This is a genomic window from Variovorax pasteuri, from assembly GCF_051216435.1.
In the GTDB taxonomy this organism is placed as follows: Bacteria; Pseudomonadota; Gammaproteobacteria; order Burkholderiales; family Burkholderiaceae_C; genus Variovorax.
The window spans coordinates 813,328-826,077 of record NZ_JBPJZS010000002.1; the positions used below are offsets into that span (position 1 = coordinate 813,328).

7 protein-coding genes are annotated in these 12,750 nt (G+C 68.7%); 2 read left to right on the forward strand and 5 right to left on the reverse strand.

Annotated features, from left to right (window positions below):
* The first annotated feature begins 90 nt into the window (after window positions 1-90).
* Window positions 91-957, forward strand: a complete 867-nt coding sequence (locus ACSFBM_RS10925) for a MurR/RpiR family transcriptional regulator (RefSeq protein WP_435484348.1) — start codon at window positions 91-93, stop codon at window positions 955-957.
* On the opposite strand, the gene ACSFBM_RS10930 is transcribed toward ACSFBM_RS10925, so the two are convergent.
* From ACSFBM_RS10930 to ACSFBM_RS10950, 5 genes are all read right to left on the reverse strand, one after another.
* Complete coding sequence (locus tag ACSFBM_RS10930) at window positions 954-1,682, reverse strand: GntR family transcriptional regulator (RefSeq protein ID WP_435484349.1); 729 nt, start codon at window positions 1,680-1,682, stop codon at window positions 954-956. The two genes, ACSFBM_RS10925 and ACSFBM_RS10930, sit on opposite strands and share 4 nt — an antisense overlap.
* Window positions 1,683-1,859: 177 nt before the next feature.
* Window positions 1,860-3,338, reverse strand: a complete 1,479-nt coding sequence (locus ACSFBM_RS10935) for an efflux transporter outer membrane subunit (RefSeq protein WP_435484350.1) — start codon at window positions 3,336-3,338, stop codon at window positions 1,860-1,862.
* Window positions 3,339-3,351: 13 nt separating this feature from the next.
* The gene (locus ACSFBM_RS10940) at window positions 3,352-6,627 is read right to left on the reverse strand and encodes an efflux RND transporter permease subunit (RefSeq protein WP_435484351.1); all 3,276 of its coding nucleotides are present in this window, start codon (window positions 6,625-6,627) and stop codon (window positions 3,352-3,354) included.
* Window positions 6,628-7,264: 637 nt separating this feature from the next.
* Window positions 7,265-10,387, reverse strand: coding sequence for an efflux RND transporter permease subunit (locus ACSFBM_RS10945; RefSeq protein ID WP_435484352.1), 3,123 nt, complete (start codon window positions 10,385-10,387; stop codon window positions 7,265-7,267).
* A 49-nt stretch (window positions 10,388-10,436) separates the two neighbouring features.
* Window positions 10,437-11,939, reverse strand: a complete 1,503-nt coding sequence (locus ACSFBM_RS10950; RefSeq protein ID WP_435484353.1) for an efflux RND transporter periplasmic adaptor subunit — start codon at window positions 11,937-11,939, stop codon at window positions 10,437-10,439.
* A 261-nt stretch (window positions 11,940-12,200) separates the two neighbouring features.
* Here ACSFBM_RS10950 and ACSFBM_RS10955 point away from each other — a divergent pair, with 261 nt between their 5' ends.
* Window positions 12,201-12,722 carry a DUF6622 family protein gene (locus ACSFBM_RS10955; RefSeq protein ID WP_435484354.1) on the forward strand — a complete coding sequence of 174 codons (522 nt, stop codon included), beginning with the start codon at window positions 12,201-12,203 and terminating at the stop codon, window positions 12,720-12,722.
* Window positions 12,723-12,750: the final 28 nt, after the last annotated feature.

Consider the following 12,750-nt stretch of genomic DNA (forward strand, 5'->3'; position numbering starts at 1 on the left):
ATTATTGTTTGGAACATTCGTTCCGTCAACTGTTCCAGAAAATCCCGTCCGGTACATTTGTTCCAACGACAGCCGAAGAGAGACACCGCCATGGGCGCCAGAGACCAGATCCGCCAGCGTTTCAACGAACTCAGCCCCGCGCTGCAACAGGTGGCGCGCTACCTGCTCGACCATCCGAACGAGGTCGTCACCGGCTCGATGCGCAACGTGGGCACGCGCTCGCAGAGCACGCCGGCCACCCTGGTGCGTTTTGCGCAGCACCTGGGCTTCGAGGGCTGGCCGCAGCTGAAGGAGGCCTTTGCCGCGGACATGGGCCTGGGCAGCGAGACCTACGGCGGCCGCGCCAAGCAGCTCGTCGGCCGCGCCAAAGACCAGAGCCTGACCGGGGAAATGTTCGAGGTGCAGCGCCGCAACCTCGAGGCCACGCACCGGCAGAGCGAGCAGGCGCTGCAGAAGGCCTGCGCGCTCATCGAAAAAGCGCCGGCCGTGCATGCCGCGGGGTTTCGCGCCTGCTTCCCGATCGCTTTTTCGTTCGTCTACGTCTACCGCATCTTCCGCGCCAGCGTGCACCTGGTCGACGGCCAGGGCGGCTCGCTGGAGATGCAGCAGCGCGCCTTCGCCAAGGGCGACGCGCTGGTGGTGGCGAGCTTTGCGCCCTACTCGCGCGAGGCGCTGCAGGTGGCGCAGGCGGCCAGGGCGGCCGGTTGCCGCATCGTGGCCATCACCGACAGCGTGACCTCGCCGCTGTCGCTGCTGGCCGACGAGACGCTGCTGTTCACCATCCACAGCCCCTCGTTCTTCCCTTCGGTGGCGGCCGGCGTGGCGCTGTCGGAGGCGCTGGTCGAGCTGCTCGCCAGCCGCGCCGGCAAACCGGTGGTGCGGCGCATCGACCAGGCCGAGGCACAGCTGTTCGAGTCGGGTGCCTACCTGGCACCGCCGCCGGCACGCGGCGGCTAGGCCAGCGCGCGGGCCTGGGCGGCGTTCTTGCGCAGGTGGTACACCAGCAGGTCGCGGTTGCCGGTGATGTGGTCGCGCATGATGGCCTCGGCGGCGGCGGCGTCCCGCTGGCCCAGCGCCTCGACGAGGCGACCGTGCTCCTCGACCGCCTGCATCGCCTGGGTCTGGCGGGAGAGCTGCATCGACGCATCGCGCTGGTGCGGGCGCAGGCGGCTGTCGAAGATGATCGGCAGCTGGCAGGCCCGTTGCACGGCCTCGGCCAGCCAGCGGTTGTCCGCCACCGCCAGCAGCTTGCGGTGGAAATCGAGGTTCATGTCGTGCCAGCGCAGCGCATGCGACTGCGTCCACTCCTCGCCCTGCAGCAGCTCCTGCTGCGCGGCCACCATGGCCTGCAGCTGTGCGTGCACCTCGGCGTCCAGGCCGCGCTCGCCGATCAGGCGGCAGCCCATGCCTTCCAGGCTGGCACGCACGCTGAAGGCGTCGAACACGTCCTTGGCGTTGAAGCGGCGCACCTGGAAACCCTTGTTGGGCACATAGACCAGCAACCCCTCGTCGGCCAGCCGCGCCATGGCGCCGCGCACGGGTGTGCGCGACACGCCGAGTTCATTGGCGAGCGTGGTCTCCATCAGATGGGAGCCGGGCGCGAACACGCCGTCGAAGATGCGGTTGCGCAGTGTCTCGGCCACGGACAAGGCGCGTGTCTGGCCAGGGTCGGGAGGGGTCATCGAAAATCGGAAACAGAAGACAGCCGGAAAAGGGCCGGCCGGATCGTACGGTGCGCCGCCCGCGCTTCATATCCCCAGTTCCCGTAGAAATTCGATGCCGTGGCGTTTGGGCCCGCACCCCGGCGCGGCCACCGGGCCGAAAGGACGGGCCCAGGACCCGCCCGCCAGATCAGCCGTTCACTGCGCGCGCGGCGTGGTGGCGGTGTCCGCTGGCTGCACGCCGGCACTGCTGCCCATCCACCCCGCCTGCCAGCCGCCGCCCATCGCCTGGATCAGCGCGATGGCGGTGGTCTGGCGGTTCACCTGCAACTGCACCAGCGTGCGCCGCGCACTGAGCGCGGCGGCCTGCGCCGTGACCACGTCGGTGTAGCTCACCTGGCCTGCGCGATAGCGGTTGAGCAGCTGCTGTTCGGTCTTGTCGGCCGCCGCCGAGGCCTCGCGGCGCAGGCCCTCCTGCTGCGCGAGCGTGGCGCTGGCGGTGAGCTGGTCTTCCACCGCCTGGAAGGCGGTGAGCACGGTCTGGCGGTAGCGCGCCACGCTCGATTCGTAGCCGGCCTTGGCGGAATCGACATTGGCGGCGATGGCGCCCGCGTCGAACACCACCTGCGCCACCGACAGGCCGAGCGACCACAGCGAGTTGGCCGAGCTGAACAGGTCTTTCACGCGGCTCGCATTGCTGCCCACCGAGGCGGTGAGGTTGATGCTGGGGAAGTAGGCCGCGCGCGCAATGCCGATCTGCGAGTTGGCCGACGCCACCGTGCGCTCGGCCGCGGCGATGTCGGGCCGGCGCTGCAGCAGCGTCGAGGGCACGCCGGTCGGCACGCCCGGCACGCTGGGCGTCCACTGCGCGGCCGGCAGGCTGAAGTCCGCGGGGGCCACGCCCAGCAGCGTGGCAATGGCGTGCTCGTAGGTGGCGCGCGTGCGCTGCAGGCCCACGCGGTCCGCCTTGGCGTTGACCAGCTGGGTCTGCGCCTGAAGCACGTCGGTCTGCGCGGCAATGCCGGCGGCATAGCGGTTGCTCGTGATGTCGAAGGCGCGCTGGTAGCCCTGGATGGTTTCGTCCAGCAGCACGATCTCTGCGTCGGCCTCGCGCAGCGAGAAGTAGTTGGTCGCCAGGTCGCCGACGGCCGACAGCCGCGCGGCGGCGAGGTCGGCCTCGCTGGCTTGCGCGCTGGCCTGCGCGCTGCTCACGGCTTCGCGCAGGCGGCCCCACACGTCGGGCGTCCAGCTGGCGCCGAGCGACGCGGAAAACGCATTCGACGGGCTCGAGCTGCTGCTGCCGCCCACCGTGCCGGTGCGCTTGCCCGAGCCGTCGAACGCGACCGACGGGAACAGCGCCGCCCGCTCGCCGCGCACCAGGGCCTGGGCCTGCGAGTAGTTGGCCACCGCCGCGGCGATGTTCTGGTTGGACACCTGCACGCGGCCGGCGAGATCGTCGAGCGTGGGGTCGCCGAACAGCTTCCACCATTCGCCACGGTCCAGCGCATCGGCCGGCGCGGCGGGCATCCAGCCTTCGGCGGTCTGCATCTCTTTCCAGTTGGCAGGCAAGGCGGTGGTGGGCTGCTCGTAGCGCGGACCGACGGCGCAGCCGGCGAGGGCCGCGGCCAGCGCGAGCGCCGAAAGCGAGAAGCGGGAAGCGGAAAGCAGTGCGTTCATGGCGGTGTTGTTCTCAGGCAGGCGTTGCACGGCTCAGTTCATGTTCGTGTTTGCTGCGGCGGCGCAGCTTGTCCATCAGCAGGTAGACGACCGGCGTGGTCAGCAACGTCAGCAGCTGGCTCGCGATGAGCCCGCCGATGATGGCCACGCCCAGCGGCCGGCGCAGCTCGGCGCCCTCCCCGAAACCGATGGCCAGCGGCAGCGCGCCCAGGGCGGCGGCCAGCGTGGTCATCAGGATCGGGCGGAAGCGCAGCAGGCAGGCTTCTCGCACCGCCTCCAGCGGCGTGAGCCCGCGCGAGCGCTCGGCCTCCAGCGCGAAGTCGATGATCAAGATGGCGTTCTTCTTCACGATGCCGATCAGCAGGAACACGCCGATCAGCGCAATGATCGAGAACTCCATGCGGAACATCAGCAGCGCCAGCACCGCGCCCACGCCGGCCGACGGCAGCGTCGAGAGCACCGTGATCGGGTGCACCAGGCTTTCGTACAGGATGCCGAGCACGATGTAGATGACCACCAGCGCCGCAAAGATCAGCATCACCTGCTGGCTCTGCGACTGCTGCGCGCTCGCCGCCGTGCCGGCGAAGGCGCCGCGCACGTTGGTGGGCATGGCGATGTTGGCCTCGGCCTTGGCGATGGCCTCTCGCGCGTCGCCCAGATTGGCGCCCTCGGCGAGGTTGAACGAGATGGTGGTGGCCAGCTCGCCGTCCTCGTGGCTCACCGAGGTGGCCACCGACTGCTCTTCGAACTTCGCGACCGCCGACAGCGGCACCAGGCTGGTGGCCGTGTTGCTCAGCACGTTGCCCGACGACGCATTGCGCAGCGCCGGATTGGCCGACACAGGCACCGCGGTGCTGGCGGCGCTCGATGACGCGCTTGAGGTCGACGAGGACGTCGACGCCGTGGCACTCGATGCCGCCACCTGCGTGGTCACCGTCTGCCCCGCCACCACCGAGGTCTTGGTGGCCGGCACGTAGATGTCCTTCAGCGCGTTCGGGCTGCGCGTGTAGCGCGGCGCCCACTCCATCACCACGTGGTACTGGTTCAGTTCCGTGTAGATGGTCGCCACCTGCCGCTGCCCGAAGGCGTTGTACAGCGCGTTGTCGATGGACGTGGACGTGAGGCCCAGCCGGCGCGCGCTGTCGGGGTCGACCTTGGCGACCGTCTCGACGCCGTTCTCGTCCTGGTCGGTGTCGACGTCGGTCAGCACCGGCTGCTGCTTGAGCTCGTCGGACAGCTTCAGCGCCCAGGTGCGCAGGTCGGCCAGGCTGTCGCTCTTGAGCGTGTACTGGTAGGTGGAGTTGCTGGCGCGCCCGCCCGAGCGAACGTCCTGCACGGTGCCCAGGAACACGCGAAGGCCCGTCACTTCGGCGAGCTGCGGGCGCAGCCGCGCGATGACCGCCAGGCCGCTGTCCTTGCGCTGGCTGGCCGGCTTCAGGTTGACGAACATGAAGCCGCCCCCGGCACGCCCCGCGCCGGTGAAGCCAACCACCGTGTCCACGGCCGGGTCGGCGCGAATGATGTCGACCACCTGCCGCAGCTTGGCCGCGAGCGCCTGCGACGAAATGCTCTGGTCGGCGCGCAGGCCGCCGTTGAGCTGCCCGCTGTCCTGCTGCGGGAAGAAGCCCTTGGGCGCGGCGCTGAAGAGATACACGTTCAGCCCCACCACCGCCACCAGGATCAGCATGACCAGCGCCTTGCTGTCGAGCGCCCAGTCGAGGCTGGTCTCGTAGCGCTTGAGCACCCAGTCGTAGCTGCGCGCGGCCATGCGGCCCAGGCGGCCCTGCGGCTTGTTCTTGTCATGCTCGCCGCCCGGCTTGAGCAGCCACGCACACATCATGGGCGTGGTGGTGAGCGAGATGACCAGCGAGATCAGCACCGCCGCCGACAGCGTGATCGCGAACTCGCGGAACAGCCGGCCCACCTGCCCGCCCATGAACAGCAGCGGAATGAACACCGCCACCAGCGACACGCTGATCGACAGCACCGTGAAGCCCACCTCCTTCGCCCCGAGCAGCGCCGCCTTCATGCGCGTCATGCCCGATTCGATGTGCCGGCTGGTGTTTTCGAGCACCACGATGGCGTCGTCCACCACGAAGCCGGTGGCCACCGTGAGCGCCATCAGGCTCAGGTTGTTCAGGCTGAAGCCCAGCAGGTACATGACCCCGAAGGTGCCCAGCAGCGCCGCCACCGTGGCCACGGCCGGCACGATGGTCGCGCGCACGCTGCGCAGGAACAGGCTGACCACCAGCACCACCAGGATCACGGAGATGACCAGCGTGAACTCCACCTCGCGCAGCGAGCCGCGGATGGAGTTGGTGCTGTCGGAGGCCACCTGCAGCGTGACGTCGGGCGGCAGTTGCGCCTGCAGCTCGGGCAGCAGCGCGCGCACGCTGTCGACCGTCTCGATGATGTTGGCCGAGGGCTGCCGCGTGATGAGCACGATGATCGCGGGCTCGCCGTTGAACAGGCCCAGCGTGCGCGTGTCTTCCACGCCGTCGAGCACCTCCGCCACGTCCTGCAGCCGCACCGCGGCGCCGTTGCGCCAGGCGATGACCATCGAGGCGTAGTCGCTGGCGCGCAACGCTGGCGTCTGCGTGTAGATCTGCAGCTTGCGGCCGTCGCCCTGCACCGTGCCCTTGGGCCGGTTGGCATTGGAGGCCTGGATGGCGGCGCGCACGTCGTCGGTGCTGATGCCGTAGCGGCTGAGCGCGAACGGCAACAGCTCGATGCGCACCGCGGGCAGCGAGCCGCCGCCGATCTCCACGTCGCCCACGCCGTCGACCTGCGACAGGCGCTGGCTGACGATGTTGGAGACGGCGTCGTAGATCTGGCCCGGCGTCTTGGTCTTGGACGTGAGTGCCAGGATGATGACCGGGGACGCGGCCGGGTTGGCCTTGCGGTAGGTCGGATTGCTGCGCAGGGTGGCGGGCAGGTCGACGCGGCTGGCGTTGATGGCGGCCTGCACTTCGCGCGCGGCGCCGTCGATGTTGCGGCTCAGGTCGAACTGCAGGGTGACACGGGCTGAACCCACCGAGCTGGTGGAGGTCATTTCGTTGACGCCTGCGATGGTGCCGAGGTGGCGCTCTAACGGCGTAGCCACGCTGGTTGCCATCGTTTCCGGGCTTGCGCCGGGGATCGACGCTCTGACCGAGATGACTGGGTAGTCGACTTGGGGGAGCGGGGATACCGGCAGGACGAAGAAGGCTGCTATGCCGGCCAGTGCGATGCCGATGGTCAGGAGCACTGTGCCTATGGGGCGCTTGACGAAGGGGAGCGACAGATTCATGGTCGCGCTCCTTGCGGAGGGCGGAGGCCGGGTCTCGCCCCGGCGGGCGAGCTACTTTCTTTTGCTTCGCCAAAAGAAAGTAGCCAAAGAAAAGGCGACCCTGCTGGCTGCGTCCCTGCGCTTCGCTCCGGGCAACCTGCGGTGCTCACGTTTCGCGGGGTCTCGCCCAAACTCGCTTCGCTCAGACAAGGGCGAGCCCTGATCCGCGAAACGCTGCGCTCCTCGGCGCATCCAGAAGGGATTGGAGAAACGGACAGGCCATCGCTGCGCTCGGCCACGGATAACCAACAGCCAGCAGCCAAGACTGAAGATCCAATACCAACCGCCGCAGGCGCGCAGCGCCTGTGGCGGCCTGGCCGAGCGAAGCAATGGCCCGGGTGGTTCCCACCCCCTCTGGCTGCGCCGAGGAGCGCAGTGTTTCGCGGATCAGGGCTCGCAGCTGTTTGAGCGAAGCGAGTTCTGCGAGACCCCGCGAAACGCGAGCACCGCAGGTTGCCCCGTAGCGCAGCGCAGGGGTCGCAGACAGTGGGGTCGCCTTTTCTTTGCTTACTTTCTTTTGGCGAAGCAAAAGAAAGTAAGTCGCCCGCCGGGGCGAGTCCCGGCCCCGGGAAAAAAACTAAGCAGCAAGAAAGCAGATTCAAACCGCTTCCTCCTCAACCACACGCCGAGTGTTCCCCCCACCCAGCCGATCAAACGCCAGATAAATGACAGGCGTAGTGAACAAGGTCAGCAGCTGGCTGACAATCAGCCCCCCAAAAATCGCCAACCCCAGCGGACGACGCAACTCCGCCCCATCCCCAAAACTCAGCATCAACGGCACCGCAGCAAACAAGGCCGCCAGCGTCGTCATCAAGATAGGCCGAAAGCGCAGCAACGCAGCCTGGTGAATGGCCTCCCGCGCCGACTTCCCCTGATTGCGCTCCGCATCGATCGCAAAGTCGATCATCATGATCGCGTTCTTCTTCACGATGCCGATCAGCAAAATGATGCCGATGATCCCGATCACCCCCAGGTCGTTGCCGGTGATCATCAGCGCCAGCAAGGCGCCCACCCCCGCCGAAGGCAGCGTCGACAGGATGGTCAGCGGATGCACGTAGCTCTCGTACAGCACCCCCAGCACGATGTACACGCACACCACCGCCGCCAGAATCAGCCACAGCTGGTTGGAAAGCGACTTTTCATAAGCGCCTGAAGCACCGAGGAAGGTCATCGTCACGCTGCTCGGCAACCCGATTTCCTTCGCTGCGGCACGGATCGCATCGACGGAAGACCCGAGCGAAACGCCGGGCGCGGTGTCGAAGTTCAGCGTGCTCGCCGGGTACTGCGCCACGTGCGTGATCTGCAGCGGCGCCTGCTGCTCGGAGATCTCGGCAATGGCCGACAGCGGCGTGGCGGTGCCCGAGCCGGCGATCAGGTTCAGCTGGCCCAGCGTCTGCGGCGTGTTCACCAGGCCGGGCTGCGCCTCGAGAATCACCCGGTACTGGTTGGTCTCGGTGAAGATCGTCGAGACGATGCGCTGGCCGAAGGCGCTGTACAGCGCATCGTCCACCGTGCTCGCGGTGATGGACAGGCGCGCTGCCGTGTCGCGGTTCACGTTCACGAACGCCGCCAGCCCTTGCGCGCCGGCGTCGCTGCTCACGTTGCGCACCTTGCTCGAGTCCTGCAGCTTGGCCACGAGCTTCTTCATCCACTCGGTGATGACCGCGCTGTCCACCCCTTCGAGCGACACGCGGTACTCGGTGGGGCCGGTCTCGGCGTCGATGGTCAGGTCTTGCGTGGGCTGCAGGTAGAGCGTGACGCCGGCCACCTGGTGCACCCGCTCGCGCAGGCGGTCCATCACCTCCTGCTGGTCGCCGTGGCTCTTCTTCAGGTTGATGAGCATGCTGCCGGTGTGCAGCATGGTGTTGTTGGCCGCGTCCACGCCCACGAAGGAGCTGAGGTTCTCGACGTCGGGGTCTTCGAGCACGGCATGCGCGGCCTGCTGCTGCAGCTGCGCCATGCGGTCGAAGGACACGTCCTGCGCGGCCTGGATGCGGCCTTGCAGCTGGCCGGTGTCCTGCGTGGGGAACAGGCCCTTGGGGATCGTGAGGTACAGCACCACGGTCAGCACCATGGTGAGCAGCGCCACCAGCAGCGTGAGCGGCTGGTGCGCAATCACCCAGTGCAGCGACCGGTCGTAGCGCACCATCACGCCGTCGAAGAACCGCTGGGCGCGCGCGCCGAAGCCGTTGCCGGCCGGGTCTTTCCTGGGCTCGTGCCTGAGCCAGCGCGCCGACATCATCGGCACCAGCGTGAGCGACACCACGGCCGAGATCAGGATGGTGATGGCCAGCGTCACCGCGAACTCGCGGAACAGGCGCCCCACCACGTCGCCCATGAACAGCAGCGGAATCAGCACCGCAATGAGCGACACGGTCAGCGAGATGATGGTGAAGCCGATCTGCGTGGCGCCCTTGAAGGCGGCCTGCAGGGGCTTCTCGCCCTCCTCGATGTAGCGCGCGATGTTCTCGATCATGACGATCGCGTCGTCCACCACGAAGCCGGTGGCGATGGTCAGCGCCATCAGGCTCAGGTTGTTCAGGCTGTAGCCCAGCAGGTACATCAGCCCGAAGGTGCCGATGAGCGAGATGGGCACCGCGATGCTGGCGATGACGGTGGCGCGCAGGCTGCCCAGGAAGGCGAAGATCACCAGCACCACCAGCACCACGGCCAGCACGAGCTCCATCTCGACATGCTCCACCGAGGAGCGGATGCCCGCGGTGCGGTCGCTCAGCACCTCGATCTTCAGGCCGGCCGGAAAGCCGGCCTGCAGCTCGGGCAGCTGGGCCTTGATGGCGTTGACGGTGGCGATCACGTTGGCGCCCGGCTGGCGCTGCACGTTCAGGATGATGGCGGGCGTGAGCTTGCCTTCGCCGCCGTCCGCCGCCTTGGTGCCGGCCCAGGCGCCCAGTTGGGTGTTCTCGGCGCTGTTGACCACCTGCGCCACGTCGACCATGCGGATCGGCGCGCCGTTCTTGTAGCTGACGATGAGGTTCTTGTAGTCGTCGACCGTGAGCAGCTGGTCGTTCGAGTTGATGGTGTAGGCACGCTTGGGCCCGTCGAAGCTGCCCTTGGCGCCGTTGGAGTTGGCCGCGCTGATGGCGGTGCGCAGCGTGTCCAGCCCGATGCCGTTGGCGGCCAGCGCCTGCGTGTTGGCCTGGATGCGCACCGCCGGGCGCTGCCCGCCGCTGAGCGACACCAGCCCCACGCCGGACACCTGGCTGATCTTCTGCGCGAGCCGGGTGTTGACGAGGTTCTGCACCTCGGTGAGCGGCAGCGTGTCCGAGGTGATGGCCAGCGTGAGCACCGGCGCGTCGGCCGGGTTCACCTTGGCGTACACGGGCGGCGCCGGCAGGTCGGCCGGCAGCAGCGAGCCGCCCGCGTTGATGGCGGCCTGCACCTCCTGCTCGGCCACGTCCAGCGTCTGGCCCAGCGAGAACTGCAGCGTGATGATCGACACGCCCGCCGCGCTGGTCGAGCTCATGCGGTCCAGCCCCGACATCTGGCCGAACTGGCGCTCCAGCGGCGCGGTGACGGTGTTGCTCATCACCTCGGGGCTGCCCCCGGGGTAGAGCGTCTGCACCTGGATGGTCGGGTAGTCGACCTGCGGCAGGGCCGACAGCGGCAGGAAGCGGAACGCCACCAGGCCGGCCAGCACGATGGCGACCATCAGCAGCGAGGTCGCCACCGGGCGAAGAATGAACGGGCGTGAGGGACTCATCGGGCGCGGCGCTTGCTGTCGTTCTGGGGGACTGAGGGGCCTGGCGGCATCAGCGGATCGCGCCGCCCTGCGGCTGCGGCGGGCTGCCCGGCGTCAGGTTGGGCGCGGCCGGCGGCACCGACGTGGCGGGCGGCGAGGTGGGCGATTCGGCCGGCGGCGCGCTGCGCGCACCCCCCGCACCGGAACCGCCTTCGCGGCGGCCGCTGCCGCGCTCGCCGCCGCGTTCACCGTTGCGCTCCCCCCGGTTGCCGCGCCGCGCGCCGGAGGTAGCACCGGACGCCGGCACCGCCGGCCGGTCGACCGCGGTCTGCACGCGCGCGCCGTCCTTCAACCGGTCGCCGCCTTCAGTGACCACCTGCTCGCCGGCCTTCAGGCCCGACATGAGCGCCACGTTGTCCACGCTCGATTCGCCGCGCGTCACCGGACGCTGCGACACCGTGCTGTCGTCGTTCAGCACGTACACATAGTCGCCGTTGGGCCCGTGGCGCAGCGCCGTCACGGGCACCACCACCGCGCTGCTCACGGTGCGCAGCAGCAGACGCAGGTTGACGAACTGGTTGGGGAACAGCGCGTTGTCGGTGTTGGCGAAGCGGGCCTTGGCCTTGACGGTGCCGGTGGCGGTGTCGACCAGGTTGTCGAGCGTGGCGAAGGTGCCGTTGGCCAGCCGGCGCGTGCGGGTGCGGTCGAAGGCGGTGGCGTCGAGCTTGGCGCCCTGGGCCAGGCGCTCCTGCACCTCGGGCACGCGGTCTTGCGGAATGGCGAACTCCACGTCGATGGGCGCAATCTGCGTGATGGTCGCCACGCCGTTGGTGGTGCCGGTCGAGATGTAATTGCCCGCGTCCACCGGCCGCAGGCCGATGCGACCGCTCACAGGGGCCGTGATGCGGCTCCAGCTGAGGTTGAGCTTGGCGGTGTTCTCGTTGGCGCGGTCGATCGCCACGGTGCCTTCGAGCTGCTTGACCAGCGCGGCCTGGGTGTCGACGTCCTGCCGGGCGATGGAGTCCTGCCCCAGCAGCGTCTGGTAGCGCTGCAAGGTGACGCGCGCCGCGGCCATCTGCGCCTCGTCGCGCTGCCGCGCGCCGGAGGCCTGCGCCAGCGCGTTCTGGAACGGCTGCGGGTCGATGGTGGCGAGCACGTCGCCCTTCTTGACCATCTGCCCTTCCTGGAACAGCACGGCCGTGAGCACGCCCGACACCTGCGGCTGCACGATCACGTTGGCCAGCGGGGTGACCGTGCCCAGCGCCTCGAGCTGCACCGGAATGTCCGACTGCTTGGCCGTGGCGATGCCGACCGTGCTGGAGGCCGCGCCGCCGCCCCTTCCACCGGGGCCACCGGGGCCGCCCGGCCCGCCCGGGCGGGGGCCGCCCCCCGGTCCCGCACCGGGGCCGGCGACGGGCGTCTTCGAGCGCTGGATCAGATACCAGGCGCCACCGCCCAGCGCCGCGAGCAGCAGCAGGGTCAGCAGGCCTCCCACCCAGCGGCGCCTGCGCACCGGTGGGTGTGTGGGCGACACGTTGGCGGGCAGGGGCTCGGGTTGTTTTTCTTGTTCCATGGACGTTGCGTGCGGAGAGGACGGAGGTGCGGACCGGGTAGTACACGCGGAATGGTAGTCGCGCTCTTTGCTGGGCCGTAAAGCGACGGTAAAGCTCCCACATGTTGCCCCCCATTCGCGCCGCCTGGCTGCGATTCGCGCCGCTGTCGGGCATTCCGTCGCACGCCGGTGGCACGGGCGCCCGGGCGCCGGCACAGTCCGCCCATCGATTCCCCTCACGTCCCTCTTCCAGATTCCTTCAACTTTCAACGGAGCGCCACCATGCTGATGCAAGTCATCCTCCATACCCCGAAGTGGGTGTTCGCCGTGTTCTTCCTGCTGCTGTGGCTCGGCGCCAAGCAACTTCTTGCCAACGACGTGAGCCTGAGCCGGGTCACGCTGATGCCCGTGGCCATGGGCGGCCTGTCGGTGTACGGCGTGATCTCGGTCTTCGGCGATGCCTTCGGCCCGCTGCTGGGCTGGGCGGCCGCGGCCATGGTGATGCTGGCGCTGGTGCTGCAGCGCCCGCTGCCCGCCACCACCCGCTACGACGCCGCCGAGCGCCGGTTCCACGTGGCCGGCAGCCCGGTGCCCCTGATGCTGATGATGGGCATCTTCGTGACCAAGTACGTGGTGGGCGCCGCCCTGGCCATGCACCCGGAGCTGCGCCAGCAAGCCGTTCTCGGCCTCGTGGTGCCGGTGATCTACGGCGCGTTCAGCGGTGTCTTCGTGGCGCGTGCCGTGCGCCTGTGGAAGCTGGCCATCCGTACCGACGCCATGGCGTCGAACGTGCGTCCGGCCTAAAGTCCTGCCTGGAATTTCCGCTCGGCCC